Below are 26,280 nucleotides of genomic sequence, written 5' to 3' on the forward strand. Positions count from 1 at the left end.
TGTCACTGTTTGATACCTATTCGAGGTTTTGCATGACGCACAGTCCGCTAGCGGGCAAGCCGGCACCGGCCGAATTGCTGATCGATATTCCCAGCCTGGTCACCGCTTACTTCTCCAGGAAGCCAGACGCTTCGGTTGCCACTCACCGCGTGGCCTTCGGTACCTCCGGGCACCGTGGCAGTTCCTTCGACAACAGCTTCAATGAAGATCACGTGTTGGCGATCAGCCAGGCCATTTGCCTGTATCGCAAGGCCAAGGGTATCGACGGGCCGCTGTTCATGGGGATAGACACCCATGCGCTGTCGACCCCCGCCGGGATAAGCGCGCTGGAGGTATTCGCAGCCAACGGTGTGAACGTCATGCTCGCTACCGATGACGAATACACGCCCACCCCGGCGCTGTCCCACGCAATCATCTGCTATAACCGCGGCCGCACGTCTGGCCTGGCGGATGGGGTAGTGATCACGCCTTCCCACAACCCGCCGCAAAGCGGTGGCTTCAAATACAACCCACCCAATGGCGGGCCTGCGGACAGCGACGTCACCAAGTGGATCGAGGCCAAGGCCAATGAGTTGCTGGAAGGCAAGCTTGCCGATGTCCAGCGCATGCCATACGAGCGTGCGCTGAAGGCGGCCACTACCCATCGCCATGATTTTTTAAACACCTACGTGGCAGACCTCGAAAACGTGATCGATTTCGAGGTGATACGTGGTGCCGGGCTGAAGTTGGGCGTGGACCCGCTGGGCGGCGCCGGTGTGCGGTACTGGCCCGCCATCGCCGAGCGCTACAAGCTGGACCTGGACGTGGTCAATCGCTTCACCGACCCCACGTTCCGCTTCATGAGCATGGACTGGGATGGGCAGATCCGCATGGACCCATCCTCCCGCGATGCCATGCAAGGGCTGATCGGCCTGAAGGATCGCTACGACGTGGCCTTCGCCTGCGACCCGGACCACGATCGTCACGGTATCGTCACGCGCAGTGGCGGCTTGATGGCGCCCAACAACTACCTTGCGGTGTCCATCGACTACCTGTTCCGCAACCGGCCGCAATGGCGTGCCGATGCCGCCGTCGGCAAAACCGTGGTCAGCAGTGGGTTGATCGATCGCGTCGCGTCCCGGCTGCAGCGCACCTTGTACGAAGTGCCGGTAGGCTTTAAATACTTCGCGCCCGGGCTGTTCGACGGCTCGCTGGGCTTTGGTGGTGAGGAGAGCGCAGGTGCATCTTTCCTGCGCCGGGATGGCAGCGTGTGGACCACCGACAAGGACGGCTTGATCCCCGGCCTGTTGGCGGCAGAGATGACGGCGCGCCTGGGCAAGAATCCGCATCAACTGTACCTGGAGATGATTGCCGACCTGGGCGAGCCCTTCGCGACGCGGGTGGATGCCAAAGCCGACCCCCGGCAGAAGGCCGCGTTGGGCAAGCTTTCACCCGAGCAGATCACCTCGACCACCCTGGCGGGGGAGCCGGTGGAGCGCGTCCTCAGCAAGGCGCCGGGCAACGACCAGGCAATTGGTGGCCTCAAAGTGATGACGGCCAACGGTTGGTTCGCCGCCAGGCCGTCGGGCACCGAAGATATCTACAAGATTTACGCCGAGAGCTTTACCAGCGAAACGCACCTGAAACAATTGGTGAGCGAAGCGCAGCAGTTGGTAGATAGCGCCATCAGCGCCTGAAACCGCCGTAATGACCCGGCTTCGGCCGGGTTATTTTTTGCTTTTGGCACCCCTGAGAAAACTTCTAGATAAACACTGTAACCAACTGATAAATAAGACTCTTATAGCGTGTTCTCGAAATTACATGAAGTTCTGCGGCGCTGGTTTCCCCGGTGGCTGGGTGCGGCCGGCTTACCGCCAGCGTCTGCGCGCAAGCCTGCTTCCGCGCCCCGGCGAGCCCGTAAGGCGCCGCTACCGAAAGCGCCCGCGCCGGAACAACCCGGGAGTGAAGGGCCTTTGTTGTTCGCAGACCGGCCGCTGAATATCACGCCTGCGATCCGCAAGCGGATGAAGGCTGACGTGGCTCGCCTGATACCTGCCCAGGGGCAGCCCACGGCTGCGCAATGGAAGATGATTTTCAGCGGTGCAATCACCACCTGTGTGGTGGCAGGCGCCGGTTCAGGGAAATCCAGTTCACTGGCCCTGCGGGTGGTGCTACTGACTCAGTACCTCGAGGTACCCCTGAGCGACGTTAGCGTCGTCACGTTTACGCGAGCATCGCGGGTGGATTTCGCCGAGCGGCTGGTGCGGCTGTTCACCCTGTGGGGGCAGGCACTCAGCATGGTCGATGCGTATGCACGGGTGACCACTTTTCATGCGATGGCATTGGCATGGGCGCGAACAATGCCCGGGTTTGCACAGCTGCGCGCGTTCGAAAGCCTGGGTGAGGCCGAAGGCACGGGAGATTCCTTCCAGCTCAAGGTAAACGCAGCTCAGCGTGAACAGCTTAATGGGTGCTTTCAGCGCCTGGTTGAAACGGATGGCGAATTCGCCTCAACCATACGGGCGCTTCGGCTACGGGCCAGCCGAATGGCGCCGCTTCCACAGTCTCATCCGCAAGTGCAGCGGCGCCTTGCGGCATTGATCCCTGCGGCGGAACGTGACGCGGTGCTATGTGACCTGATAGAGGCTCATTGGCGTGAGGCTGGGCATTGGCCGCTGCCGGGCGTTTCGGCAACTCGCAGTGAGCACCGGATCCATGGCCAGGTATTTCTTTGTCACGGTTACAACGAAGCTCAAAAGGCCTGGGTGATGTTGGGTGCTGACCCGAGTATGGTCGATACGAGCCGTCCCGGGGCACGCTTGCCTGTGCGTGCGGAATGGGCGGTAAAACGTACTTTGTTTCAAGCTTTCTTCGATAAACCTTTGATATGGCTGGACTCCTTTTCTGAAGTTAATGTTGCTTCTGAAGTGCTGCAGGGCGCTGGTATGGACTACAAGCTCAGTGGCGAAAACAGCTCCCAACCCTTACTCGACGCTTTTGTTGCAATGGCGGGCTTCATAGAAAATCTGGGGCTGGAAGTCTCCTTTGCCGCCGCTTCGTTGGAAAACAGCGATGATGGCCTGTTTTTCCAGGCGCTGGGGCGCTATTGGCCAGCACTGGAGAAGCAGCTGTTAGGGCTGACACCACCAGTGCTCAGCTACAACCGCATGTTTTCGATCTTCAATGCCCCCCAAGGTACTGCGCTTAGCCGCCTCCCCGAAGTGAGGCTGAACGCCATACGCCACTTGCTGGTGGATGAGTTCCAGGACATTTCGCCCCAGATTGCCCGTTGGTTGCGGGCTGGGCTGGCGGAACGGCTGCGCCGGGACGCGCAGACGAGCGCCACCCTGATGTGTGTAGGGGATGATTGGCAGTCCATTTATGGCTGGCGAGGTAGCTCACCTGACTTCTTCATGCACTTCGCACAGGCGTTTCCATCCCCGGGCTTTAAGCGGCTGATGCTTAAAGAAAACTTTAGGAGTAACCGTCAAGTTATTGAAGCTGCTGAGTTTCTTGTTGGAAGTATCGCAGCGATCCCCGGCAAGAATGCCGTGGCCGCAGGTGCTCAGCTCGACAACGAGGGAGGCTCAGGCGTGTATATACATAATAGGGACGACGACACCATTACCGGTATTGCCCAGGAAGCCCTGGATACGGGCGCGACGGTATTGTTGTTGTACCGCCAGGCCAGCGATGACCCTCGAAAGGCGCCTGCGGTGCAGGCATTGCTGCGGGCTCAGGCTCAACTTGCCCCCGAAGCGCGGCGCCTGCGATGCATGACAATCCACGCGTCCAAGGGGTTGGAAGCACAAGTGGTATTGCTGATGGGGGATTGCGCAGCGCGGCCGGCAGCGCCTGCACGCAACCGGTTGTACACGCTGGCGGGGCTTGGTCGTGAGGGGGCTGGGGCGCCTTACGATCAGGCTCAGGCTGAAGAGGCCTTGCGCCTGGCTTATGTTGGCATTACCCGAGCGGCAAGGGCCGTGCACTGGTTCCTCGAGCCAGCCGCGGCCACCCGCGCGCCGGGAGGCGCTGCTGCCCGCGCCGCAAGTGCAAGGCAGCTGTTCCAGCCGGTGAAAGCGACTAATGCCTGAGCAGCGGAATCAACCGCAAGCGCAAAGGGATTGTGGAGGGATAAACGTTTCGAGCTCGGTTTCGACCGCCTCGATCATGCGCTCCACATCGGTGGCGTTCATCACGGTGGCGCAAGGAATGCCAGCAATGGCGATCAACGTTTCGCCCGTGCTGCGATCGAACAGGCGGGCGACCATGCTGCCTGGGGCGTCCATGTTGCCCTCGAAGCCCAGCGGATGAAAATGCCAGCGCATGACCTGGCAGGCATTGGGGAAGGTCATCTTGTTCATGGTGCGTACCTCTGCATCATGCAATATCCATTTGCCGAAGTCGCAATAAAGTCGGGCAGTTGGCCGGTTCAAGAAACATAGCATCGCCATGCTTCACCTGGCGGATTTTTTTTGTACGAAGTGGCACTTTTTCCCATTATGTTGATCTCCGTCACGCGCGCCGGTAAACCGCGGTAACACCACTCTCTCACTTGTACCGTTTCAGCTTAAAGTTTCGATATTCCTCTTCAGTTTCCGTCCCACCGCGCCGATAGCTTCGACAAGGCAGGGCTTCGCGACCTGCCTTCCGTCACGCGGCAGGTCGCTGCGGTCAATCGAGAAACGCCATGGCCACAAGAAGCCTCACCATCGCCCCCCGCGCCTTTATCGGCTTCGCTTTCATCGCTTGCCTGTTGATCGGGCTGGGCGCATTTGCCGTGGACCGCATGGCGGTGATCCGGGGCGCCGCGTCGGACATGGAACAGAACGAACTGCCCAGCATCGGCTATATCGGCGACCTGATGGAAAACGTGTTGCGCCTGCGCATTACCTCTTTCCGCGTATTGGTAAACCGTGAGCCCGCCGCATTGGTCGAGACAGGCACTCGCATCGCGTCGTTGATGGACAAAGTGGCCGAAGCCCGCAAGCAGTACTCACTTATGCCCAAAGGCGAGCGGGAGGCAGCGGTATTTCGGGAGTTCGAAGCCACATTGACCGATTACCTCGATGCCCAGCAAAGCATGCTGGCCTTGTCCCGGGACAATCGCCTGGAAGAGTTGCGCGCGCTGATCAACGGCCGAATCAAGGCGGGCACCGACAAGATGGGCGATCAACTCCGAGACTTGGTCACCATCAATAAGCAGGACGCGGTCACTGCCAGTACCGCCGCCGGCGCCCAGTATCATCAGGCGATCTGGACGGTGATCATCATCGCTGCAGTTGCCTGCCTGCTTACCGTGGTACTCGCCCTTTGGCTTACCCGCAGCATCGTCGCACCGTTGGCTCACGCCGTACGTATCGCCGATGGCATTGCCGAAGGAAACCTGGGGCAGACAATCGACACCACGGGCAATGACGAGCCGGCACGTGTGATGGGGGCGCTGGCCCGCATGCAATCGAGCCTGCGCAACACCATTGGGGAGATTGCCGGCTCAGCCACTCGCCTGGCCACCGCAGCCACCCAATTGACCTCGACTACTGCCGAAGCCAACCGCGGCCTTGGGCGCCAGCACGATGAGATCGAGCAGGCGGCCACGGCAGTGAACGAGATGACGGCAGCAGTGGAAGAGGTGGCCCGCAACGCCGTTTCCACCTCCGAAGCATCGGAGGATTCCAGCCGGATCGCCGATCAGGGGCGAGATCGCGTGAGCGAGACGGTACAGGCCATCCAGGCCATGACCGGCGAGGTTGAATCCACGGCCCGCCTGGTGGAGGGGCTGGCTGCGCAAGGGCGGGACATCGGGCAGGTGTTGGACGTTATCCGTGCTATCGCCGAACAGACCAACCTGCTGGCACTTAACGCGGCCATCGAAGCGGCGAGGGCAGGCGAGGCCGGCCGTGGTTTTGCAGTGGTGGCGGATGAAGTGCGCGCACTGGCGCACCGCACGCAGCAATCCACACGCGAAATCGAACAAATGGTCGCCGGGATTCAGACCGGCACCGGCAATGCCGTGAGTGCCATGCAGTCGAGCACACAGCGCAGCCAGCACACCTTGGAGAAAGCTCGCGAAGCCGGCGCCGCGCTCGGGCAGATCACCTCCGCCATCGCTCAGATCAACGAACGTAACCAGGTTATCGCCAGTGCTTCGGCCGAGCAGGCGCAGGTGGCGCGGGAAGTGGACCGCAACCTGGTCAACATCCGGGACCTGGCCAGTACCACGGCCAATGGCGCGCGGCAGACGTCCCTTGCCACCGAGGACCTGTCTCGCCTGGCCGAAGCCTTGAACGGGCTGGTAGCGCGTTTTCGCACCTGATACGACCGCTGCACCCGCACCTGCCTCGCACCCGGACCTAAAGTGCCCGGGTGACTCGAATGTCTTTCAAGCTGTTGGCATGTTCCTGCCCATGGATGGCCAGCAGCGCGGCGAGGGCCTCTTCCGGGGTGCCGTGCTCAAGTTGCGCGAAATCCCAGCGGCGCTGGCCGTCGAGGGTGTAGTGAATGACATAACGGGTCACGGACGAACCTCAGCTGAAGGAAGAAGGCGAACGGCGGATCAGTTTGATCGAGTGCTTGAACGGCGCTTTTTTCGCAGCGGCGTTCAGCTTGCTCCCTGCGGTGTCTAGGGTAATGTTCCAGTAGCCGGTGCTAGGCACGTTGATGCGGGCAGGGAAGCGGTCGAATTCGCCACCATGGTACGTGTGGCGCGCGCCGTTCTTGAAAGCGCGAAAATTGGCATCGCTCATCAATCGGATGTTGCAGCGCTGGGAACACTCGATCACGACCACGTCGTCCTCGTTCAGGTGTTCACGCTGGTGTACGAATTTCATGCTGGCTCCAGGTATCGGCAAGGCGCGAACCATAGCACGACGGCCGCACGCCCCCAAGCACAGCGCCGCGAACGTTCCTGAGCGGCCACGGTCCTAGCTTCTTTTTGTGGAGGTACACATGAAGGTAGCCGGGCTGTTGCTGGCCGTTCTTTCGCTTGGTGGCTGTGCCACGGTCGCGGAGATCGAGAACACGCATGAAACCATGGACGTGATGTCAGGGAAAGACCCACAGGCCTTTACCGAATGCCTGGCCCGCAAGCTTGCGGCGACGCGTGGCCCGGCTACGCTGGTGAAGAACGGAAGCGGCTACAAGGTCATCGTGCCGCGCAAGTTGTCCTCCGGGCCTGCGGCAGTGGTGGATGTGCAGGAGCGTTCCGGCGGCAGCACGATCAAGGTTCATGAACGGTTGTCGAATCTCCCGCTACGCTTCAAGGACGTGCAGGCATCCGTTACCGAATGCATCTCCGGATGATTCGGGTAAAGCGAAGCGGAACTTACACGTAAGGTTTTTTTCTATTAGTGCAGCAGCCGCTTGAGGCGCCCATTGTAAGCCTCGATGCGCGTGATTAGACTGCGCCGAACCTGTACGTAACGCCCTAAGAATCAAGGACACTTCATGATCAAGAAATGCTTGTTCCCGGCAGCCGGCTACGGTACCCGCTTCTTGCCGGCTACCAAGGCCATGCCCAAGGAAATGCTGCCAGTGGTCAACAAGCCACTGATCCAGTATGGCGTCGAAGAAGCGCTGGAAGCAGGTTTGACCGGCATTGCGATCGTTACCGGGCGTGGCAAGCGGGCACTCGAAGACCACTTCGATATCAGCTATGAGCTGGAAAACCAGATCCGCAACACCGACAAGGAAAAGTACCTGGTCGGTATTCGCAAGCTGCTGGACGAGTGCACCTTCTCGTACACCCGCCAGATCGAAATGAAAGGCCTGGGCCATGCCATCCTCAGCGGTCAGCCGCTGATCGGCGATGAGCCCTTTGCCGTGGTACTGGCCGACGACCTTTGCGTGAACCCGGAAGGTGACGGCGTGTTGCAGCAAATGGTCAAGCTGTACAACCAGTTCCGTTGCTCGATCGTGGCGATCCAGGAAGTCGACCCCCAGGAGACCAGCAAGTACGGTGTGATCGCCGGCGAGATGATCCGTGACGACATCTACCGGGTCAACAGCATGGTCGAGAAGCCCAAGCCTGAGGACGCCCCGTCGAACCTGGCGATCATCGGCCGCTACATTCTGACCCCGGACATCTTCGACCTGATCAAAAACACCGAACCCGGCAAGGGTGGCGAGATTCAGATCACCGACGCGCTGATGAAGCAGGCGCAGAACGGTTGTGTGCTGGCCTACAAGTTCAAGGGCGAGCGTTTCGACTGCGGTAGCGCCGAGGGTTACATCGACGCCACCAACTACTGTTTCGAGAACTTCTACAAGAAAGGCCAGTTGTAACCAACGACCGGTTAGACTCGAACGCCGCCATTTCTCGTAAATGGCGGCGTTTTCGTATCAGGAGTTTTCATGGCTTACGATTTTGACCTCTTTGTTATCGGTGCAGGCTCAGGTGGCGTACGTGCTGCCCGTTTCAGTGCCGGGTTCGGCGCCAGGGTCGCGGTAGCAGAAAGCCGTTACCTGGGGGGCACCTGCGTGAACGTGGGTTGCGTGCCGAAAAAGCTGTTCGTGTATGGGGCGCACTTTCACGAGGACTTTGAAGCCTCCCAGGGCTTTGGCTGGGCGCCCGGCACGCCGTCCTTTGATTGGCCGACACTGATCGCCAATAAAAACCGTGAAATCGAGCGCCTCAATGGCATCTATCGCAACCTGCTGGGCAACAGCGGTGTAACGGTCATGGACGGGCACGCACGTATCCTCGATCCCCACACAGTGGAAGTGGCCGGTGCCCGGCACACGTGTGAGCGCGTTCTCATTGCCACGGGCGGCTGGCCTTCGATCCCCGAAATTCCCGGGCGCGAATACGCTATCGGTTCGAATGAAGCCTTCTTCCTCGAGCAATTACCCAAGCGGGTAATCGTGGTAGGGGGGGGTTATATCGCTGTCGAGTTCGCCGGCATTTTCCACGGCCTGGGCGCGCAAACCACCCAACTGTATCGTGGCGACCTGTTCCTCAGAGGGTTCGATGATGGCGTGCGCAAACACCTCGCCGGGGAACTGATCAAAAAGGGCCTGGACCTTCGCTTCAATACAGACATCGCGCGTATCGACAAGGATGGCGGGGTATTGAAGGCCACGCTCAAAAGCGGCGAGGTGCTCGAAGCCGACTGCATACTCTATGCGACCGGCCGGCGCCCGATGCTGGACAACCTGGGGTTGGAAAACACAGGCGTGCGGCTCGATGACAAGGGCTTCATCTCGGTGGACGATTACTATCAGACGGCGGAGCCGTCTATTCTCGCGCTCGGTGACGTCATCGGTCGCGTGCAGCTCACACCGGTTGCCCTGGCAGAGGGCATGGCCGTGGCGCGCCGGCTGTTCAAGCCGGAGCAATATCGCCCGGTGGATTACGCCAATATTCCCACAGCCGTGTTCAGCCAGCCCAGCATCGGCACCGTTGGCCTGACCGAAGCCCAGGCACGGGAAGCGGGCCACAGCGTGCGTATTTTTGAAAGCAGCTTCCGCCCGATGAAGCTGACGCTGACCGACATTCCCGAGCGGATATACATGAAGCTGGTGGTCGATAGTGCATCGGACAAAGTGCTTGGCTGCCATATGGTTGGCCCCGAGGCTGGAGAAATCATTCAGGGCCTGGGCATTGCCTTGAAGGCAGGGGCGACCAAGGCCATGTTCGATGACACCATTGGCGTGCACCCTACGTCTGCGGAAGAATTTGTGACCATGCGAACCGCGGTTGGCGAATAATCTGGCTGTTACCCAGGCGCAGGGGTAGGGACCGAATCGGAGTTCAAGCCTAGTTTATCCAGTGCTGACCGGCGCTGTCGGCTGATGGTTTTTTCGCTGCGCTGCAATTGCGCAGCGATCTGCCGGCCCGTAAGGCCCGCAGCACTCAGGCGCATGACCTCCCGCTCCCGGGGGGTAAGTGCCTCGTGGTTTTCCTGGCCCCAGTGGTATCGGCTGAGGTAATGGCGCTCCAGCACTGTTTCCAGGCCGGTGCTCACACACAGTTTGCCCTGTGCGGCCTGGGTGAGGATGCGAGGCAGCTGATCGCCGCACTCCCGCTTGTCGTATAAACCCTTTGCCCCTGCTGCCAGGCTGGCAGCCAATACGGCGGGTTGTTGCGAAGCCGTCATTACCACCACCGCGGTCTGCGGGAAGGTCGTACGCAGCTGTACCAGCAGTTCACGCCCGGACGGCCCGCGCTCTGGCGGCATATACCAATCGACCAGTGCGAGGTCGCAGTCTCTGCCGCGCAAGCTTCGTAGCAAGGCCTGGCCCCCCAGCACCGTATCCGCAATAACGAAACGGCTGCGAGGCAGGTTTTCGAGCACGCGGCGCAACCCATACAACACGGCAGGATGGTCATCCGCGATCAGGATACTGAGGGCCATGGGCGGTCCTTGGATAAGAAGTAAAGGTGTCAGTGGAGGTCTATCAGGTTGTGCTCCAGGGCAAGCAGCACCGCGACATGACGGGACTTCACACCGAACTTGCGGCGAATATTGCAGAAGTGGAAATTGATAGCGGACTCACTGCAGCCCAGTATTCGCGAAATTTCCCACGAAGATTTCCCCCGCGCGCTCCACTCCAATGCAGCCACTTTTCTTTTGGTCAGGTAAATCGACTCGGTTTGTTGCGCGCGTCCGGTGAGGATGGTGTACGACATCACGATGCTCCCTGGTGAACATGTAAGGCTCGCAAGAGTGGAAACGTGGTACGCCATGCGGTTCAAGCGCTCTCCACGGTCCTGTACCTTAATGCGGCTTGTCAGTTAGCCGTGTAGGAAAAGGCGCCGTATGAATGATGAAAAATCAACAGGTTAAGGGGCTTGTTGAAAGCTGCAGCTGGCTGCCGGGCGGGGAGAAAAAGAACGTACAGTGAGAGAGGCGGGGATTTCGGATCCTGTTTGAAAGCTGCTTTACGGACCGCTGGTAGTGTTATACAAAGCTTCGCTGCTGCGTTTTCGTATGACCTTGGTGATGGCCATAGCCAAAACCAATGGCCAGCATGTGTATTGCCAATGAGCATGCTAACGATTTCGTAGTTAGGATTGCTCCAGTCAGATTTACCTACCCAGGAGATTCACCGATGCCCATCATCAACAGCCAGATCAAACCCTTCAAAGCCCAGGCTTTCCACAACGGCAAATTCGTTGAAGTGAGCGAAGCGGACCTGAAAGGCAAGTGGTCTGTGGTGTTTTTCTACCCGGCTGACTTCACCTTCGTGTGCCCGACCGAGTTGGGCGACCTGGCCGATACCTACGCTGAGTTCCAGAAACTGGGCGTTGAAATCTACAGCGTTTCGACCGACACCCACTTCACTCACAAAGCCTGGCACGACACCTCGGAAACGATCCAGAAGATCCAGTACCCGATGATCGCCGACCCGACTCACGTGATCTCCCGTAACTTCGACGTGTTGATCGAAGACGCAGGCATCGCTGACCGCGGTACCTTCGTGATCAACCCGGAAGGCCAGATCAAAGTCGTTGAAATCACCGACGGCGGCATCGGCCGCGACGCGCTGGAACTGCTGCGCAAGGTCAAGGCTGCTCAGTACATCGCCGCTCACCCGGGCGAAGTATGCCCAGCCAAATGGCAAGAAGGCGAGGCCACCCTGGCTCCGTCCCTCGACCTGATCGGCAAGATCTAAGATCGTGACCCGGTCCGCGGCGGTGAGCCGCCTTTCTTAAGCGACACCACCGCCCACAAAAGCGCCCGGGCGACCTTCGCCTGGGCGTTTTTATTTGTGCCGGTTGTTCTGAATCGAATGCTAGTAAAAGGAAATCGCCCGTATGTTGGAAGCCAATCTTAAATCCCAGCTCAAGTCGTACCTGGAACGGGTCACCCAACCGATCGAGTTGATCGCTTCGCTCGACGACGGTGCGAAATCCCGTGAAATGCTGGAGCTGCTCAAAGAGATTGAAGGCCTGTCTGCGCTCATTACCCTGCGCGACGATGGCACGGACGCGCGCACGCCGTCCTTCAGCGTCAACCGCCCGAACGGGAACATCAGCCTGCGTTTCGCGGGTATCCCCATGGGGCATGAATTCACTTCGCTGGTATTGGCACTGCTGCAAGTCGGCGGCCACCCGTCCAAGGCCAGCGCAGAAACCCTGGAGCAGATCGCCAACCTTCAAGGCGAATTCCGCTTCGAGACCTATTTCTCGCTGTCTTGCCAGAACTGCCCGGACGTGGTGCAGGCCCTGAACCTGATGGCGGTGCTCAACCCGGCCATCCAGCATGTGGCCATCGATGGCGCGCTGTTCCAGGCCGAGGTTGAGCAGCGCCAGGTGATGGCGGTGCCTAGCGTTTACCTCAACGGTGAACCCTTCGGCCAGGGCCGTATGGGCCTGGAAGAGATTCTCGCCAAGCTCGACACCAATGCCGGTGCTCGCCAGGCTGAAAAGCTCAATGCCAAGGCAGCCTTTGATGTGCTGGTGATCGGTGGTGGGCCTGCTGGCGCCGCAGCGGCGGTGTATGCGGCACGTAAGGGCATTCGTACCGGCGTGGCCGCCGAGCGGTTCGGGGGCCAGGTACTGGATACCCTGGCAATCGAGAACTTCATTTCGGTGAAGGAAACCGAGGGGCCGAAACTCGCCATGGCCCTTGAAGAGCACGTCAAGCAGTACGACGTGGACATCATGAACCTGCAGCGGGCAGAGCAACTGATTCCGGGCAGGCATGGCGACCTGCACGAGGTGCGCTTCGCTGGCGGTGCTTCGCTCAAGGCCAAGTCCGTGATCATTGCGACCGGTGCCCGCTGGCGCGAAATGAACGTGCCGGGTGAGCAGGAATACCGTAACCGTGGCGTTGCCTATTGCCCACACTGCGATGGCCCGTTGTTCAAGGGCAAGCGCGTGGCAGTGATCGGTGGCGGCAACTCCGGCGTAGAGGCCGCGATCGACCTGGCCGGTATCGTTTCCCATGTAACGCTGATCGAGTTCGACAGCCACCTGCGCGCCGATGCAGTACTGCAACGCAAGCTGACCAGCTTGCCGAACGTCAAGGTGATCACCAGTGCGCTGACCACCGAGGTGAACGGTGACGGCCAGAAGGTAAACGGCCTGACCTACAAGGATCGCCAGACCGGCGACTTGCACAAGATCGAGCTGGAAGGGATTTTCGTACAGATTGGCCTGCTGCCTAACACCGACTGGCTCAAGGGTGCGATCGAGCTGTCCAACCGTGGTGAAATCATGGTAGATGCGCGGGGCGAAACCGACCTGCCGGGGATCTTTGCCGCGGGCGATGTGACCACCGTGCCTTACAAGCAGATCATCATCGCCATGGGCGACGGTGCCAAGGCGTCGCTGGCGGCGTTCGATCACCTGATCCGCAGCTCCGCACCCGCCTGATCCATTGGGGGGCTTGCTCCCCTTTTTGATTAACGCCCAGGCCGGCTGTTCTCTCGCGAGGGCAGCCGGCTTTTGCGTTTGAATAGACAGTGGCGGCCCGTTCGGCTTACGGAACGGCGAGCCTTCGGCGTACTCTTATGTAGCCTACGCAACGGTGAATTGGCAGCTTGGCGCGGCATGGCAAGGGAGTATTGCAGGTGATTCCAAAGCATGAGGTCCTCAAGATCATCCAGTCCAGCTTCCTGCCATTGCATTGCACCTGCATGCTGCACGATGGCGGGACCATGACGATCGAGGTAACTGACCCCGCCAATGGGCATATCGACCTTTTGGTGGTAGGCGTGCCACTGGCGCCCCTTACCAACATTCGTGCGATCTCCAACCTGGTGGCCGAATTGCGCCAGGAGCTGCAAGCCAACCAGGAGTGGTTCGCCGGCGATCAACGCAAGGGTGTATGGCCGCGACGCTAGATCAGCGGCTTTCCTTGTGGATCAGATACATCACATAGCCGAAGGAGCCCAAGGTACCCGCCACGATGGCGACCATGATAATACCGTCCATTTACCTGCCCTCTGAAAGAAGTCGAGGGTTGCATGATGCGCGGGTTCGCATATGTGTAACAGCAGCAGATTGATAGGAAAAAAGCGGATCAGAATAAGCGCAGCGCCGACTATTCGAGCGCCTGCTAGAGTGCAACTACCATTATCGAATGAGGGAACGACATGCGGCGGCTGATGGCAATGATAGGGATGGCACTGCTGGCGGGGTGCGCCGGCAAGGCAGCGGACCCGAGGGCACCGTTGGATGAAACAACCAGCAAGTCAGCTGAGAGCTATGCGCAGTGCCTTGCGCCGAAATGGGCGGCGTTCAAGCCAGTTCGCCAGACAGATACAGAAACCGGCTACAAGCTTACGGTAGAGGCCGCTTATACCGCAGCCCCTGCGTGGGCGCAGATCGACCGCGCCGGCGATGGCGCTCGAGTGCAGGTCTTCCTTCCGCCAGAGTGGGCCGAAACCAACGGGTGGACCGACATGGCAAAGGATTGCCTCTGACTTGCAAGCATAGCCACGTTCAGAACGCCGGCCCCCGGTCCAGCGGTAATATCAGCTGAGGGCCTTCGTTGCGAACGTTGCCGACGGCACGGTCTACTGGATACCACTCAAAGGCTTGCGCTGGCAGCGCATGATTCAAGGCAATGTCCTCGGCGCGGTCAGGGGTGGTATCCACCGCTACCCATTCCCGGGCCATCGCAGGCGACAGCACGATCGGCCGACGGTCGTGGATGTCAAGCAAGCCCCCCTTGGCATCGGCGGTCAATATGACGAAACCGTCGCTCTGGTCGGCTTCGCCCCCGTCGTGGGAAAACTGACCGATCGCTGCCATGAACATGGGCTCGCCCCCGCGTAAGCGAATGAACCATGGCTGCTTGCGCTTGGGGTTGGCGGGATCGTGGACCCATTCGTACCAACCATCGGCGCTTACGAGCGCGCGATTCGGCCAGATGTTTTTGAAATACTTGCCGCCCGCCACGGTTTCGACGCGGGCGTTGATGGGTGGGGGCATCCTTCCCACCGCCCAGAAGGGCTGCCATCCCCATTTCACGGCGGCCACAACGGTACCGTTCACCACTTCCCGGATCACCTGGACACGGCTGGTGGGCGCCACGTTGTAGCGTGCCAGTGGTACGTCGTCGTAACCCGACAACACGGGGACATCACTCTCGAGCGTAGCCAGATAGGCCGCGACCCCTTTGTACTGAGCTATCCGGCCACACATCGTGCCTCGGCCCCTTCGGCATGCAAAGCCCGAGCATACCGCACCTGCCCGAGACCAAGGCCGGGGCCGCCGACCACTGGCATGCACCCCTAGGTTATTTGCGGGCCTTGCTGTACGCTCCGCTTGGGCAAAGGGCGCGACCGGGGCAGTCAAGGAGGGCGTGGGTGAAGTTCAGTAACGACGAGAATCGCGCCGGCCACCAGCGTATGGCCGATGAACTCGCCGACTGGGGCCGCCAATGGCGCCTCGAGGCTGATATGGTCCGCTGCCCTTATTGCCACAGCGTTCAGATCGCTACTCAGGCGGATCGCTCGTTCCTGCACGACCCCGCCTGTGCCGCCGGCGCGCTTGGAGAGCAGTACCCCTGGCGCAGCCTTGCCTGGATACTCCGGGCGCTCTGATGTGCCCTAGTGCAGGAGTTTGAGCCCAATCAGTCCCAGCATTACAGCCAGGCAAGGTCGCAGCACGGTATCCGGCACCCGCCCCGACAGGTGACTGCCCAGGTAGATCCCTGGCAACGAGCCAATCAGCAAATGGCCCAATAGCGGCCAGTCCATATTTCCCATGCCGGCATGCCCTAGCCCTGCTACCAATGTGAGCGGGACGGCATGTGCGATTTCCGTACCTACCAGGCGGCGTGTCGCAAGAACCGGGTACAGCATGAACAGTGCAACCGTGCCCAGTGCGCCCGCGCCGATGGACGTCAGCGACACCATGGCCCCGAGAATCACGCCAGTGAGCAGTGTGCAGCCATTGAGCGCCCGTGGCCCAAGGCTGTAACGGTCACCCGCGTGCCGGGTGGCAAACGCAAGCAGGCGGGAGCGGAACAGGATTGCCAGAGCCGTGAGGAAGAGTACGTAGGCGAGGGATGTCTTGATGACCGCGTTCAGTGCCTGCGTATCGGTATGCAGGCTGTTGAGCACCCACAGCGTGAGCGCGGCCGCCGGCACGCTACCCAGTGCAAGCCACCCGGTGATGCGCCAGTCGATGTTGCGGTTACGGCCATGTACCCACACACCGCTGCATTTGGTGACCGCAGCGTAGAGCAGGTCTGTACCTACCGCTGTCGCGGGGTTGATGCCGAACCACAACAGAATCGGGGTCATCAGTGAACCGCCACCTACGCCAGTCATGCCGACGATAAAGCCCACGACCAGCCCCGCGATACTGAACCCCAGAAAACTTGAATCCATGTTGCGCACCGACTGCCTATAACCAAACTGGCGCGCAGCATAACCACAAACTATATAGCCGACTATAACGTTATCGAATTTGCTTATTCGATCCGGTTATTAGTTGTCGAATGAGTGAACTCTCGGTCGCAGCGCCCGCCCAATGTGTATCCGTAGAGGAGAACGCCATGAGCGACGATGACAAGAAGCAGGATGAAACCCCGGCCCATTCCACCCCCGAAGAGCAGGAACGCCTCAAGGACTACAACAAGGACGGCATTCCACCCGGCAGTTCATGACACGAACGGCTCTGCGATCAAGCCGGGCTCCATGACCGGTGCAGGCTCACGCATCAGGTCTGCCAGCTTGCCGCGTAGCCAGCGTTCGGCCGGGTCGGTATCCAATGCCCCTCGCCAGGCCATGGACACTTCGAATTGAGGTGCGCGGAAGGGCAGCGGTTCTGCCCGAACTCCGCCGTGGGCCACCATGGCATCGGCTACATACCCCGGCACGGTGGCCACCAGTTCACTGCCCGTGAGCAGGATTGGCAGTGAACTGAACTGAGGCACTGCCAGCTTGACCCGACGGGTACGCCCCAGCTTCTCCAGCTCTGTATCGATGAACCCGCAGAGGTCCCCGGCATACGACACCAAGGCGTGCGGCCGCTCGCAGTACTGATCCAGCGTAAGGGCAGGGCTGCCGTCCTCAGACCGCAGCAGCGTAGGCCGCTGATAGCGCAAAAACTTGCGTTTTGCGTTTGCGGGGAGGTCCCGGGTGTAGCTCACGCCCACTGAAATCTCACCCGAAGCCAGCAGATGCGGCATCTGCCAGTAATCTACCCGGCGGACGACCAGCGTGATATCAGGCGCCTCTTCACGCAGCTGCCGCATGCAGGCCGGCAGCAGCCCGTACTCCACGTCATCAGAGAGCCCGATACGGAACGTAGCCTGGCTCGTGCCTGGATCGAAACCCGAACTGCGGCTGAGCGCGGACGACATGGCATCCAGCGCCGGCGACAATTGTACGAGGATCTCCTCGGCACGGGCCGTGGGTTCCATGTAGCGACCGGTACGGATGAACAGCGGGTCGTCGAACAACCCGCGAAGGCGGTTGAGCGCCGCGCTGATCGCCGGCTGGCCCAGAAACAGCTTTTCGGCCGTTCGGGTTACGTTGCGCTCATGCATGAGCGTTTCAAAGACGATCATCAAGTTGATGTCGGCGCGGCGCAGATCATTGCGATTCATGGCGGTCCCTGCGTTCCAGGCGAAGGTCCCGCGAATGATGCCAGTGCGCTGGCTGCTCCGCCAGCGCTTGTGGCAGCGAAGAAGCGTCGCCTACGCTGGCTGCGCCTGGGAAAGTGGCCGGGCCACCTGTTCCAGTGGCTGGCGTTCGGCGGCGACGCCGAACAGGGCCTGCACCAATCCCGCAACCGCCATCAGGGCGGCCCCGATCAGATAGCCGATCAGCACATTGGTGCGGTCATGGCTTTCAATCAAAGCCCCGAACAGCGTGGGGCCGATGATGCCGCCCAGGCCCGTGCCAAAGGCGTAGAACACGGCGATGGCCAGGGCGCGGATTTCCAGCGGGAAGGTTTCGGCCACGGTAAGGTAAGCAGAGCTGGCGGCAGCGCTGGCGAAGAAGAAAATCACCATCCAGGCAATCGTCTGCTGCACCACGGTGAGCAGTTCCTGTTGGAACAGGTAACCGGAAATCGCCAGCAGCACGCCGGACAGAATATAGGTGGTACTGATCATGACCTTGCGGCCGACCACGTCAAACAGTCGCCCCAGCAGCAGCGGCCCACAGAAGTTGCCCAGGGCAAACGGCAGCACGTACCAGCCGATGTGCTCCGAAGGTACGTTATAGAAATCAGTCAGTACCAGCGCGTAGGTGAAGAAGATCGCGTTGTAGAAGAAGGCCTGGGCGGTGAGCAGCGTGAGCCCTACCACGGCCCGGCGGCGATGGTCCACGAACAGGCTGTGGAACACTTCCTTGAGCGGCGTGTGGTCCCGGGCATGCAGGCGAAGGGGGTTGTCGGCCGGCGGGGGCAAGTCATGGCCCAGGTCGCGGAAGTGTTTCTCGATATTCTTGACGATGCGCTCGGCTTCTTCGGGCTGGTTATGGATCATCAACCAGCGCGGGCTTTCTGGAACCCACAAACGCATGAACATGATGATCAGCCCCAGCACCGCGCCGATACCGAAGCACAGGCGCCAGCCCAGGTCGCCGCCCACGATGGCCGGATCCAGCAGGATCAACGAACCCCCCGCGCCCAGCGCGGCGCCGATCCAGAAGGTGCCGTTGATAGTGAGGTCCACCCAGCCCCGATAGCGAGCCGGGGTAAACTCCTGAATGGTCGAATTGATAGCGGTGTATTCACCGCCGATCCCCGCGCCGGTCAAGAAGCGGAACAGCAGGAAGCTCCACAGGTTCCAGGAGAACGCGGTCAAGGCCGTGGCGCCCACGTAAAGGAACAGCGTGATGAAAAAGAGCTTGCGCCGACCCAGGCGGTCGGTCAGCCAGCCGAAGAACAGCGCGCCCAGCACCGCCCCCGCGATGTAGACGGCGCCCGCCAGGCCGATATCGGCGTTGCTCAGGTGAAGCGCCGGGCTGCCTTTCAATGCGCCGGACACCGACCCCGCGAGGGTGACTTCCAGCCCGTCCAGAAGCCAGGTGATACCCAGCGCAAACACTAGCAGGGTATGAAACCTGCCCCAGGGTAACCGGTCGAGCCGTGCCGGCAGATCGGTTTCGTAGATGCGCTCCTCGGTGTTGCCCACATCTGCTGGCTGACCCTGAACCGGCACTTCCCGACTTGTCATCGCTCACTCCTTTCATGGCCACAGGCGCCGCGCACTGGTTAACCCGTAGGAGTGGATCCGCTCTGGCAGAGTTCAAAAAGCTCGGATGGCACTTTTTCAAACACGCCCGGTCATTCTGGATGTGCAGCGGCCATGCCTTTGGGCCGCACAGACAAGGAGTTTCCACTGATGCGATCAAGGATGAGCGTGCTGCTCCCCATGGCCTCGTTACTAGCGTTGGCAAATACCACCCCGGCAGCAGCCCTGGAGTTTTCAGGCTATGGACGAATCGGCGTTGGCGATGCTACCAGTGGCGGCAAGCAATCCTGTTTCCAGCTCCCGGGTGCGCCGATGAAATATCGCCTGGGCAACGAATGCGAAACCTATTGGGAGCTGGAGCTCAACCAGGAGGTGTATCGCGGCGCGGATGGTACCGTGATCAAGGTCGACGGGATGGCCAGCCTGGTGGAGCAATACAACCATGCGCCCACCTTCAGCGGGGAGTATGGCGACATTCGCCTGCCCCAGGCCTGGGCCAGCATACAGTCCCCAGTGGTGAACGACGCGACCATCTGGGTAGGCCGTCGGTACTACAAGCGCCATGACATCCATATCGGTGACTTCTACTACTGGAACCCAAGCGGCACCGGCGTGGGTATCGACAACTACAAGCTGGGCCACTATTTCCTCAGCTATGCCTTCACCCGCGAAGACACCATCGATCAGCCCGACAAAGCCAACCGCCACGATTTCAACCTGGGCGGTATTCAGACCAACGACCACGGCGACCTTGAGCTGGGCCTGAGCGTTATCCAGAAAGCCGGGCAGGTGGAAGGCGCCCACAGCGGATGGTCGTTCACCGCCGAGCACGACCAGGATGGATTCCTCGGTGGCGAAAACCGCTTCGTGATGCAGTATGGCGAGGGGCCGGGGATCGGCCTGGGCCAGACCGGCGATCTTACGGCTTCTCGGGACACCCACACCTGGCGTGTGCTGGAGTCGCCCATGTGGCAAGTCACGCCCAACTTCGGTGGCATGCTACTGGCGGTCGTGCAGAAGACCAAGGCCCCGGACAACGCGGGGCTCACCTGGTACTCCTTCGGGGTGCGCCCTTCGTATGCCTTCACTGACCACTTCAAGCTGGTGGTGGAGTTCGGGCATGACCAGATCAACCCGGACGCTGGTGCCACCCGCAAGCTGGACAAATTCACCGTGGCGCCCACCCTCAGCCTGGGCAAGGCCTTCATGGCCCGCCCCGAGCTGCGCCTGTATTACACCTATGCAAAATGGAACCGCGCCGCGCAAGCTGCCGCCGACCCCGGCACGGCGCTGTCCGACAGCGGTGCGTTCGGTTCCCAGCGGCACGGGTCCAATGTGGGCGTGCAGCTGGAAACCTGGTGGTAACGGCTCAGCCGGCGATGTCTTCGAGCGCGAGGTTGCGGGTGCGCGGGCCGAATATGCCGATGGTGGTCATCACGATCAGCATGCTTGCCACGATGAACGCCAGCACGCCCGGCGTGCCCCAATGCTCCAGAAAGAAGCCGATGATCAGGCTGCTGAAGACGGTGGACAGCCGGCTGAACGAATAGCAGAAGCCTACCGCCCGGGCGCGGATGGCCGTAGGGAACATTTCGCTCTGGTAGGCGTGATAGCTGAAGGTGAGCCAGGCATTGGCAAACGTCACCATGATGCCGCAGATCACCAACCCTATGGCACTGGATTGGTAAGCGAACAATGAGCCGAAGATCACCGTACACAACGCTGAGCCGACGATGCCCCATTTGTTCTCGAGCCTGCCGGCCAGGCGCATGCAGAACAGTGGGCCCAGCGGGTAAGCGAGCGTGATGATGAAGGCGTAGCCAAGGCTGTGGGCAGTGGCCATGCCCTGGCCGTTGAGCAAGGCGGGCAGCCAATTGCCAAAGCCGAAGAAACCAATGGCCTGGAAGATGTTGAACACGATCAGCATCACGGCACGGCGCCGGTAGGGCGGTTGCCAGATATCGCGGAAGCTGCCTTGCCGGGTCACGCTCACTGTGTGGGCCTCGGCGGGCGGCAGGGGCGCGCCCAGGTCCGCCTCGCAGCGGGCTTCAATCGCAGCCAGCGCCTGCTCGGCCTCCGCCAGGCGGCCGTGTTGGGCCAGCCATCGAGGGGACTCTGGCAAACGCTTGCGCAGCCACCACACGAACAAGGCGAACACGGCGCTGGCCAATACTACCCAGCGCCAGCCGGCTATGCCCCATGGGGCCTGTGGCACCAGCCACCAGGACATCAACGCTACGGCGGGTACCGAGAGAAACTGCACGAAGAATGCAAAGGCGAACGCCGGGCTGCGAAGGCGCTTGGGCATCAGTTCGCTCAGGTAGGTGTCGATGGTGACGAGCTCGATACCCAGGCCGATCCCGACCACGAAGCGGCAAAGGATGATGCCCATCGCGGTGCTCTGCAGGCCCATCAGCACGGTAGCCAGGGTGTACCAGATCAAGGCGAAGGTAAAAATTGCGCGGCGGCCGAATCTGTCTGCAATAGGGCTGAGCACGCTTGCCCCCAGAAACAGCCCCAGGAAGGTGGACGACGCGAAGGCCGCCTGATCGGAGACACCGAAGGCGCCGTCGTCGCCTTTGTGAAAGATACCCGCGTCAAACAGCCCGGGGCTGATATAGGCGGTCTGGAACAGGTCGTACAGCTCGAAGAACCCACCAATCGACAACAGAGCGATGAGCTTCCACAGCGTCGCGACTGAGGGCAACCGGTCGATACGCGCGGAAATAGCTGCCGCGCGGGCTTCAAGGGGAGGGGAGGCAATGGCGGAAGTCATGTGCGCGTCAGGTCCGAGGATCAGGAGCTAACAATGCTAGCCAAGTCAACGGAAGAAGGTTTGCGAATTATGTCCGGATCGAGGTTTCAGGAGCAATATAATCGCGCGCAAAAGGTGCAAAGCGCTGGGTTCTGCTTGGCTATGCGCTTCGAGGGGTTCTGACGTTGTAAGCGGCCGGCGAATGAAGAAAGTTCGCGAGCCATGTATCAATTCTGATGATTCTTAACATCGCCTCAATGAAATTCCGTATTTCGGTCAGGCGCGTAGCATTGGCTTCACAAACCCTTAGACACCCCTGCAAAGGAAGCCAGATCATGAAACGCCAACTTGTTTTGAGTATTGCACTGACCCTGATGGCTAGCACCAGCGCCTTCGCCCGTTCGCACGCTGAACACCCGCTTGATCGCGTGAGCAGCGCCGCCGAATCCACCTACAGCCAAAGCGTTGCCCAGGATGGCGCAGAGCGTCAGCTGAACACCGTGGCTCAGGACGGTGCTGAACGTCAGTTGAACACTGTGGCACAGGACGGTGCTGAACGTCAGTTGAACACCGTGGCTCAGGACGGTGCTGAACGTCAGTTGAACACCGTGGCTCAGGACGGTGCTGAACGTCAGTTGAACACCGTGGCTCAGGACGGTGCCGAGCGCCAGCTGAACACCGTTGCCCAGGATGGTGCTGACCGCCAGTTGAACAGCGCAAGCTGATCATCCCGCTGTTCTCCGAACCAGCCCGGCCTTTGTGCCGGGCTCGGCTGTTCACCGGCTATTGCCACCTTGCGCAGTAACTCACGGATCAGACCCCTCCAGCGGCCGCCACGCTCGGACAGCCGGCGGTGGTATCGGTCACCCAATGGCTCGCCGTCCCTGCAATGGTTGCAGACAGTCGATCAATAAGGTGTTGGTGCGCCAGTACCAACTCATCGAGGCTGCCCGCAGAGGCTTGCTGCAGCAACGTGGAGCAGGTCAGGTTACGCCGGCCTTTGCTGGCGGTATCGGACAGGCCCAGGCTCCATACCACATCCACGAGGGCATATTGCCCAGGTACCGTCTCGAACCGGCGCACGTCGGCGCGCAGCGTCAGCACAGGCAACCCCGGCGCGCGCGGCAGGCCAGCGATGTCACGGGTGCCCAAGCGCTGCTCCAGCCGCTGAGTGAGCGCATCGTGGAATTCGTCAGCCAAGGGGGCGCCCCAGCGCTCGCTTTCCAGGATTGCCAGGCTACCCTGGCCCTGACGCACCACTAACTGGGGCTGGTCCACCTGTACCGGCATGCGCACCTGTTGCATTTCGAACTGGTACGCCGGAGCGGCCACTGGTTGCCTGTCGGGCACGGCTTGCGGCGCCAGCAGCGTGTGGTAACCCGTGGGGGCCGAGGAGCACGCGGCCAGGGCCAGGGGAGCGAACAGCGCCAAGGTGTATTTAAGCGTGGCTTTCATCGGGCTTCGGACTCCCTGGAGGTCGGTGAGGTCGTGCGGTAGGCGTCCGGCTGGCCTTCGCGAGTACGCCCTCGAATGAGGGATTCAGGGTGCCGGCCCAGATAGTCTGTCAGGGCCCGCACCGATTTCGCGGTGCGCTCGAGTTCGCCCAGCGTGTCACCGAGTTGCTGGCGCTGTGGAGAATCCTCACCCAGCGTTTGCTCGGCCGCAGCGAGGGTCTTGCGGGTTTGTTCCAGCGTATCGTTGAGCTGCGGCAACATGCTGGTATTGACCTGGCGAAGGGTCTTGTTCATTTCTCCCAGGCTGCCATTCAGGTTGCCCGCAATCTGGTCCAGCGGCAGTTTGCTGAATTTGTCGACCATCGCTTGTAACTGTTCCTGAAGCTTGTCCAGGCTGCCAGGAACGGTGGGGATAAGCAGCGGCCGCGCCGCCGTGTCGAAGTTAACTGGCGCGGCGCGGGGTACGAAGTCCAGCGAAATGTACAGCTGGCCGGTGATGAGGTTGGCCGTGCGAGCCTGCGCCCTCAGGCCTTGCTTGACGAACGCCGCCATCAGCTGCGCCGAGCGCGCATCGTCTTCGGCGCCCCATTGCGACAGAATCTTTTCATGGGCCTTGCCCAGGCGGGCGGGGTAGATCACCGCGCCTACCATGGTTGGAAAGGTCCGTTTATCGATGTCGTAGTCCAGGTCCACCGATACCACCCGCCCCAGGTTTACCCCGTGGAATTCCACCGGTGCGTTAACCGTCAAGCCTCGCATGGGCTGTTCGAAGCGCATGCGAATGTAGCGAGGCTCACCATCCGGCGGCGCCAGGGCGGCTTCCTGGTCTGTGTACAGCTGGAACTGCGCGTGCTCGTTGGCGGGGGTGGCGTCGGGGCTCCAGCGAGGCTCCACGAAAGCGATACCGCCGGCCAGGATCGCCGACACCGATTGTGTATTGACCTTCAAACCGTTTGCCCCCAGGGACACGTCCACGCCACTGGCATTCCAGAATCGGCTATCGGACGTCACGAACTTGTCGTTCGGCGCGTTGATGAACACCTGGATGTCCACGCCCTTGCCATCCTCGGCCAGCTCGTAGGAGATCACCTGGCCCACCTGGATTCGCCGGTAATAGACCGGCGAGCCGATATCCAGCGAGCCAAGGTCTTCGGTGTGCAGTGTGAAACGTCGCCCCTGTTGGCCATAGGTGATCGGCGGCGGGGTTTCCTGGCCTACGAAGTCTTTGCGGGTTTCCTTGGCCGAACCGGCATCGGCCCCAATGAATGCCCCGGACAGCAGCGTATCCACTCCGGAGATACCCTGCGCACCAATACGCGGCCGCACTACCCAGTAGGTGGAATCCGCGGCGGTAAAGCTTCCGGCCGAGGCATTGAGTGCCACGCTGGCGACCACATGCGTGCGGTCGGGCGCCAGCTGAATGTCGGTTACCCGGCCGATGACCACGTTCTTGTACTTGACCTGGGTTTTGTTGGCCTCAAGGCCTTCTGCGGTCTGGAACTGAACCGTGATCTTCGGGCCGGCCGAGAGGCTGTCGTGCACCAGCATCGAAAGGCCGACCAGTGCCGCAGCAATCGGCACCAGCCATACCAGCGACACGTTGAAGCGGCGCCGGCGCACGGCGGGTGTCGGCACGCCGTCAGGCCCGGTCGGGTGTGCGTGTTCTGTCATCGTCTACCTCTGCATCCCAGATCAACCGGGGATCGAAACTCATGGCGGCGAGCATTGTGAGCACTACCACCAGGCCAAAAAACAGAATGCCGAGCCGCGCCTCGATCGAGCTGAGCGAGTCGAACTGGACCAACGCGGTCACCAGGGCAACCACCAGCACATCGAGCATGGACCAATAGCCGATCAACTCGATGAAGCGAAACAGTTTGGAGCGCTCGCGCATGGCCCATTGGCTACGCCGTTGAGCAGTGATCAGCAGTAACCCCAAGGCAAAGAACTTCAAACAGGGCACGACCACGCTCGCAAAGAAGATCAGCAGCGCAATGTCCCAGGAACCACTTTCCCAGAACTCGATAACCCCGCTCATGATGGTGTTTTCGCTGGCATTGCCGAACATCTGGGTATTCATGACCGGCAACAGGTTAGCCGGTACATAGAGGATCAGCGCCGCGATAAGGTACGCCCATGTGCGACCCAGGCTGTGCGGCTTGCGCGAATGCAGGGTGCCGTAACAGCGGGGGCAGCGCTCATCGGCCCGGGCGCAGGCGCGGCCGCAGACATGGCATAGCTGCAAGCCGGCTTCGCTGGCATAGGGTAGGCGGTTCATGTCAGGCGGCCGTCAAAGTCGTCCCAGAGGTAGCGGACTTCGCGCCCGCCCAGGGTGATCAGTAGCACCGTGAGCATGGCCAGGGCCCACAGCCCCACGCCTGCATGCACGTCGAGCATGCCGCCCAGCTTGATGATCGCCACCAGAATCCCCAAAAGGCACACCTCGAGCATGCTCCATGGGCGCAAGTGCTCCAGGGTGCGCATGCACAGCCTGAACCCCGGCGCTACCTGATCCCTGCAGGCGAATACCAGTACCCAGCACAGCAGAGAGACCTGCAGTAGTGGGGCGAGGATGATCGTAAGCGCCGTGACCGCAGCCATGGGTGTGATACGGCCGTGATTCAGCGCCTGCACGGATTGGAAGAGTGTGGCGGCGTTGCTGAGGCCTTCGAGGCTGATGGAAATGACCGGGAAGGCGTTGGCGAAAATGAACAGAATCGCCGCCGTGAGGGCCAGCGCCAACTGTTGTTGCACGCAAAGGCGACGCGCGCGCTCCAGCACCGCGCCGCAACGCAGGCACGTAGTTGCCTCGCCACGGCGCAGCGTTACAGGCTGGTACAGGGTGTCGCAATGCTCGCAGATGAGCCAGGCGGAGGAGGCCGCCGGGGCATTTCGAGGCTGCGCGCTAGGGGTTGATGGCATGGGGGTGCATTCTCGTCAAACTGGCCTGGCCTGTCCACATCGGGCCTGCTTTGTGCTTGGA

The 26,280-nt window shown here is 60.8% G+C and carries 27 protein-coding genes and 1 pseudogene; 14 read left to right on the top strand and 14 right to left on the bottom strand.

The window, feature by feature from the left end:
• Positions 1-32: 32 nt before the first annotated feature.
• Both pgm and AC3Z8Y_RS11010 read left to right on the top strand, forming a co-directional pair.
• The gene (gene pgm, locus AC3Z8Y_RS11005) at positions 33-1,676 is read left to right on the top strand and encodes a phosphoglucomutase (alpha-D-glucose-1,6-bisphosphate-dependent) (protein WP_490089711.1); all 1,644 of its coding nucleotides are present in this window, start codon (positions 33-35) and stop codon (positions 1,674-1,676) included.
• A gap of 276 nt (positions 1,677-1,952) precedes the next feature.
• Complete coding sequence (locus AC3Z8Y_RS11010) at positions 1,953-4,073, top strand: UvrD-helicase domain-containing protein (RefSeq protein ID WP_490089712.1); 2,121 nt, start codon at positions 1,953-1,955, stop codon at positions 4,071-4,073.
• 9 nt (positions 4,074-4,082) lie between these two features.
• Here the strand turns inward: AC3Z8Y_RS11010 and AC3Z8Y_RS11015 are convergent, their stop codons facing one another.
• On the bottom strand, positions 4,083-4,343 hold the full coding sequence (locus AC3Z8Y_RS11015; protein ID WP_490089713.1) for a DUF1652 domain-containing protein: 261 nt from the start codon (positions 4,341-4,343) through the stop codon (positions 4,083-4,085).
• 326 nt (positions 4,344-4,669) lie between these two features.
• On the opposite strand from AC3Z8Y_RS11015, the pseudogene AC3Z8Y_RS11020 reads away from it, so the two are divergent.
• Positions 4,670-5,212: pseudogene (locus AC3Z8Y_RS11020) on the top strand (MCP four helix bundle domain-containing protein); the annotation flags it as partial.
• A 21-nt stretch (positions 5,213-5,233) separates the two neighbouring features.
• Complete coding sequence (locus tag AC3Z8Y_RS11025) at positions 5,234-6,295, top strand: methyl-accepting chemotaxis protein (RefSeq protein WP_490089980.1); 1,062 nt, start codon at positions 5,234-5,236, stop codon at positions 6,293-6,295.
• 37 nt (positions 6,296-6,332) lie between these two features.
• Here AC3Z8Y_RS11025 and AC3Z8Y_RS11030 read toward each other — a convergent pair whose 3' ends face one another.
• Positions 6,333-6,497 carry a hypothetical protein gene (locus AC3Z8Y_RS11030; protein WP_490089714.1) on the bottom strand — a complete coding sequence of 55 codons (165 nt, stop codon included), beginning with the start codon at positions 6,495-6,497 and terminating at the stop codon, positions 6,333-6,335.
• Between the two features lie 9 nt (positions 6,498-6,506).
• Positions 6,507-6,809 carry a DUF1883 domain-containing protein gene (locus AC3Z8Y_RS11035; RefSeq protein WP_490089715.1) on the bottom strand — a complete coding sequence of 101 codons (303 nt, stop codon included), beginning with the start codon at positions 6,807-6,809 and terminating at the stop codon, positions 6,507-6,509.
• Positions 6,810-6,927: 118 nt separating this feature from the next.
• Here AC3Z8Y_RS11035 and AC3Z8Y_RS11040 point away from each other — a divergent pair, with 118 nt between their 5' ends.
• From AC3Z8Y_RS11040 to gorA, 3 genes are all read left to right on the top strand, one after another.
• Positions 6,928-7,281: a hypothetical protein gene (locus AC3Z8Y_RS11040; RefSeq protein WP_181111976.1), complete on the top strand. Its 354-nt coding sequence runs from the start codon at positions 6,928-6,930 to the stop codon at positions 7,279-7,281.
• A 144-nt stretch (positions 7,282-7,425) separates the two neighbouring features.
• Positions 7,426-8,262, top strand: a complete 837-nt coding sequence (gene galU / locus AC3Z8Y_RS11045; RefSeq protein ID WP_181119787.1) for a UTP--glucose-1-phosphate uridylyltransferase GalU — start codon at positions 7,426-7,428, stop codon at positions 8,260-8,262.
• 69 nt (positions 8,263-8,331) lie between these two features.
• Positions 8,332-9,687 carry a glutathione-disulfide reductase gene (gorA, locus tag AC3Z8Y_RS11050; RefSeq protein WP_490089716.1) on the top strand — a complete coding sequence of 452 codons (1,356 nt, stop codon included), beginning with the start codon at positions 8,332-8,334 and terminating at the stop codon, positions 9,685-9,687.
• An 8-nt stretch (positions 9,688-9,695) separates the two neighbouring features.
• On the opposite strand, the gene AC3Z8Y_RS11055 is transcribed toward gorA, so the two are convergent.
• Positions 9,696-10,334 (bottom strand): response regulator, encoded by a 639-nt coding sequence (locus AC3Z8Y_RS11055; RefSeq protein ID WP_490089717.1) that lies wholly within the window; start codon positions 10,332-10,334, stop codon positions 9,696-9,698.
• A gap of 29 nt (positions 10,335-10,363) precedes the next feature.
• A complete protein-coding gene (locus AC3Z8Y_RS11060) occupies positions 10,364-10,609 on the bottom strand; it encodes a LuxR family transcriptional regulator (RefSeq protein WP_490089718.1) in 246 nt (81 codons plus the stop codon).
• A gap of 422 nt (positions 10,610-11,031) precedes the next feature.
• Here AC3Z8Y_RS11060 and ahpC point away from each other — a divergent pair, with 422 nt between their 5' ends.
• From ahpC to AC3Z8Y_RS11080, 4 genes are all read left to right on the top strand, one after another.
• The gene (gene ahpC / locus AC3Z8Y_RS11065) at positions 11,032-11,595 is read left to right on the top strand and encodes an alkyl hydroperoxide reductase subunit C (RefSeq protein ID WP_181111981.1); all 564 of its coding nucleotides are present in this window, start codon (positions 11,032-11,034) and stop codon (positions 11,593-11,595) included.
• A gap of 142 nt (positions 11,596-11,737) precedes the next feature.
• Positions 11,738-13,300, top strand: a complete 1,563-nt coding sequence (gene ahpF / locus AC3Z8Y_RS11070; RefSeq protein WP_490089719.1) for an alkyl hydroperoxide reductase subunit F — start codon at positions 11,738-11,740, stop codon at positions 13,298-13,300.
• Positions 13,301-13,497: 197 nt separating this feature from the next.
• Positions 13,498-13,770 carry a DUF1652 domain-containing protein gene (locus AC3Z8Y_RS11075; RefSeq protein WP_181111983.1) on the top strand — a complete coding sequence of 91 codons (273 nt, stop codon included), beginning with the start codon at positions 13,498-13,500 and terminating at the stop codon, positions 13,768-13,770.
• 264 nt (positions 13,771-14,034) lie between these two features.
• Positions 14,035-14,352 (top strand): hypothetical protein, encoded by a 318-nt coding sequence (locus AC3Z8Y_RS11080; protein ID WP_490089720.1) that lies wholly within the window; start codon positions 14,035-14,037, stop codon positions 14,350-14,352.
• Positions 14,353-14,371: 19 nt separating this feature from the next.
• On the opposite strand, the gene AC3Z8Y_RS11085 is transcribed toward AC3Z8Y_RS11080, so the two are convergent.
• Complete coding sequence (locus AC3Z8Y_RS11085; protein ID WP_490089721.1) at positions 14,372-15,076, bottom strand: SOS response-associated peptidase family protein; 705 nt, start codon at positions 15,074-15,076, stop codon at positions 14,372-14,374.
• 164 nt (positions 15,077-15,240) lie between these two features.
• Here AC3Z8Y_RS11085 and AC3Z8Y_RS11090 point away from each other — a divergent pair, with 164 nt between their 5' ends.
• Entirely contained in the window at positions 15,241-15,477 is a 237-nt protein-coding gene (locus AC3Z8Y_RS11090; protein WP_490089722.1) for a hypothetical protein, read from the top strand.
• Positions 15,478-15,483: 6 nt separating this feature from the next.
• Here the strand turns inward: AC3Z8Y_RS11090 and AC3Z8Y_RS11095 are convergent, their stop codons facing one another.
• The 3 genes from AC3Z8Y_RS11095 to AC3Z8Y_RS11105 all read right to left on the bottom strand — a co-directional run bounded on the left by AC3Z8Y_RS11095 (position 15,484) and on the right by AC3Z8Y_RS11105 (position 19,070).
• On the bottom strand, positions 15,484-16,269 hold the full coding sequence (locus tag AC3Z8Y_RS11095; RefSeq protein ID WP_490089723.1) for a sulfite exporter TauE/SafE family protein: 786 nt from the start codon (positions 16,267-16,269) through the stop codon (positions 15,484-15,486).
• A 272-nt stretch (positions 16,270-16,541) separates the two neighbouring features.
• The gene (locus AC3Z8Y_RS11100) at positions 16,542-17,492 is read right to left on the bottom strand and encodes a LysR family transcriptional regulator (RefSeq protein ID WP_490089724.1); all 951 of its coding nucleotides are present in this window, start codon (positions 17,490-17,492) and stop codon (positions 16,542-16,544) included.
• A 90-nt stretch (positions 17,493-17,582) separates the two neighbouring features.
• The gene (locus AC3Z8Y_RS11105; protein WP_490089725.1) at positions 17,583-19,070 is read right to left on the bottom strand and encodes an MFS transporter; all 1,488 of its coding nucleotides are present in this window, start codon (positions 19,068-19,070) and stop codon (positions 17,583-17,585) included.
• Between the two features lie 168 nt (positions 19,071-19,238).
• On the opposite strand from AC3Z8Y_RS11105, the gene AC3Z8Y_RS11110 reads away from it, so the two are divergent.
• A complete protein-coding gene (locus tag AC3Z8Y_RS11110) occupies positions 19,239-20,453 on the top strand; it encodes a maltoporin (RefSeq protein WP_490089726.1) in 1,215 nt (404 codons plus the stop codon).
• A gap of 4 nt (positions 20,454-20,457) precedes the next feature.
• Here the strand turns inward: AC3Z8Y_RS11110 and AC3Z8Y_RS11115 are convergent, their stop codons facing one another.
• The gene (locus AC3Z8Y_RS11115) at positions 20,458-21,864 is read right to left on the bottom strand and encodes an MFS transporter (RefSeq protein ID WP_490089727.1); all 1,407 of its coding nucleotides are present in this window, start codon (positions 21,862-21,864) and stop codon (positions 20,458-20,460) included.
• A 314-nt stretch (positions 21,865-22,178) separates the two neighbouring features.
• On the opposite strand from AC3Z8Y_RS11115, the gene AC3Z8Y_RS11120 reads away from it, so the two are divergent.
• A complete protein-coding gene (locus AC3Z8Y_RS11120; protein WP_490089728.1) occupies positions 22,179-22,568 on the top strand; it encodes a hypothetical protein in 390 nt (129 codons plus the stop codon).
• An 88-nt stretch (positions 22,569-22,656) separates the two neighbouring features.
• On the opposite strand, the gene AC3Z8Y_RS11125 is transcribed toward AC3Z8Y_RS11120, so the two are convergent.
• Genes AC3Z8Y_RS11125 through AC3Z8Y_RS11140 form a run of 4 tightly spaced genes read right to left on the bottom strand, consistent with a single transcriptional unit; the run spans position 22,657 to position 26,219 of the window.
• Positions 22,657-23,298, bottom strand: coding sequence for a PqiC family protein (locus AC3Z8Y_RS11125; protein ID WP_490089729.1), 642 nt, complete (start codon positions 23,296-23,298; stop codon positions 22,657-22,659).
• Entirely contained in the window at positions 23,295-24,968 is a 1,674-nt protein-coding gene (locus AC3Z8Y_RS11130) for a PqiB family protein (RefSeq protein ID WP_490089730.1), read from the bottom strand. Before AC3Z8Y_RS11130 ends, AC3Z8Y_RS11125 begins: the two co-directional genes overlap by 4 nt.
• Entirely contained in the window at positions 24,937-25,575 is a 639-nt protein-coding gene (locus AC3Z8Y_RS11135) for a paraquat-inducible protein A (protein WP_490089731.1), read from the bottom strand. The genes AC3Z8Y_RS11130 and AC3Z8Y_RS11135 overlap by 32 nt, the downstream gene beginning before the upstream one ends.
• Positions 25,572-26,219, bottom strand: coding sequence for a paraquat-inducible protein A (locus tag AC3Z8Y_RS11140; protein WP_490089732.1), 648 nt, complete (start codon positions 26,217-26,219; stop codon positions 25,572-25,574). The genes AC3Z8Y_RS11135 and AC3Z8Y_RS11140 overlap by 4 nt, the downstream gene beginning before the upstream one ends.
• Positions 26,220-26,280: the final 61 nt, after the last annotated feature.

The sequence above is a fragment of the Pseudomonas sp. 3MAES_34.3B genome (assembly GCF_058145875.1).

Excerpts from the sequence above, each read along its gene's own strand:
- AC3Z8Y_RS11135 (WP_490089731.1), bottom strand. The coding sequence starts at position 25,575 with ATGAACCGCCTACCCTATGCCAGCGAAGCCGGCTTGCAGCTATGCCAT.
- AC3Z8Y_RS11105 (WP_490089725.1), bottom strand. The coding sequence starts at position 19,070 with ATGACAAGTCGGGAAGTGCCGGTTCAGGGTCAGCCAGCAGATGTGGGC.
- galU (WP_181119787.1), top strand. The coding sequence starts at position 7,426 with ATGATCAAGAAATGCTTGTTCCCGGCAGCCGGCTACGGTACCCGCTTC.
- AC3Z8Y_RS11060 (WP_490089718.1), bottom strand. The coding sequence starts at position 10,609 with ATGTCGTACACCATCCTCACCGGACGCGCGCAACAAACCGAGTCGATT.
- AC3Z8Y_RS11125 (WP_490089729.1), bottom strand. The coding sequence starts at position 23,298 with ATGAAAGCCACGCTTAAATACACCTTGGCGCTGTTCGCTCCCCTGGCC.
- AC3Z8Y_RS11015 (WP_490089713.1), bottom strand. The coding sequence starts at position 4,343 with ATGAACAAGATGACCTTCCCCAATGCCTGCCAGGTCATGCGCTGGCAT.
- AC3Z8Y_RS11120 (WP_490089728.1), top strand. The coding sequence starts at position 22,179 with ATGAAACGCCAACTTGTTTTGAGTATTGCACTGACCCTGATGGCTAGC.
- AC3Z8Y_RS11080 (WP_490089720.1), top strand. The coding sequence starts at position 14,035 with ATGGCAATGATAGGGATGGCACTGCTGGCGGGGTGCGCCGGCAAGGCA.
- AC3Z8Y_RS11115 (WP_490089727.1), bottom strand. The coding sequence starts at position 21,864 with ATGACTTCCGCCATTGCCTCCCCTCCCCTTGAAGCCCGCGCGGCAGCT.
- AC3Z8Y_RS11085 (WP_490089721.1), bottom strand. The coding sequence starts at position 15,076 with ATGTGTGGCCGGATAGCTCAGTACAAAGGGGTCGCGGCCTATCTGGCT.
- AC3Z8Y_RS11130 (WP_490089730.1), bottom strand. The coding sequence starts at position 24,968 with ATGACAGAACACGCACACCCGACCGGGCCTGACGGCGTGCCGACACCC.
- AC3Z8Y_RS11035 (WP_490089715.1), bottom strand. The coding sequence starts at position 6,809 with ATGAAATTCGTACACCAGCGTGAACACCTGAACGAGGACGACGTGGTC.
- gorA (WP_490089716.1), top strand. The coding sequence starts at position 8,332 with ATGGCTTACGATTTTGACCTCTTTGTTATCGGTGCAGGCTCAGGTGGC.
- ahpF (WP_490089719.1), top strand. The coding sequence starts at position 11,738 with ATGTTGGAAGCCAATCTTAAATCCCAGCTCAAGTCGTACCTGGAACGG.
- AC3Z8Y_RS11140 (WP_490089732.1), bottom strand. The coding sequence starts at position 26,219 with ATGCCATCAACCCCTAGCGCGCAGCCTCGAAATGCCCCGGCGGCCTCC.
- AC3Z8Y_RS11095 (WP_490089723.1), bottom strand. The coding sequence starts at position 16,269 with ATGGATTCAAGTTTTCTGGGGTTCAGTATCGCGGGGCTGGTCGTGGGC.
- ahpC (WP_181111981.1), top strand. The coding sequence starts at position 11,032 with ATGCCCATCATCAACAGCCAGATCAAACCCTTCAAAGCCCAGGCTTTC.
- AC3Z8Y_RS11110 (WP_490089726.1), top strand. The coding sequence starts at position 19,239 with ATGCGATCAAGGATGAGCGTGCTGCTCCCCATGGCCTCGTTACTAGCG.
- pgm (WP_490089711.1), top strand. The coding sequence starts at position 33 with ATGACGCACAGTCCGCTAGCGGGCAAGCCGGCACCGGCCGAATTGCTG.
- AC3Z8Y_RS11040 (WP_181111976.1), top strand. The coding sequence starts at position 6,928 with ATGAAGGTAGCCGGGCTGTTGCTGGCCGTTCTTTCGCTTGGTGGCTGT.
- AC3Z8Y_RS11100 (WP_490089724.1), bottom strand. The coding sequence starts at position 17,492 with ATGAATCGCAATGATCTGCGCCGCGCCGACATCAACTTGATGATCGTC.
- AC3Z8Y_RS11055 (WP_490089717.1), bottom strand. The coding sequence starts at position 10,334 with ATGGCCCTCAGTATCCTGATCGCGGATGACCATCCTGCCGTGTTGTAT.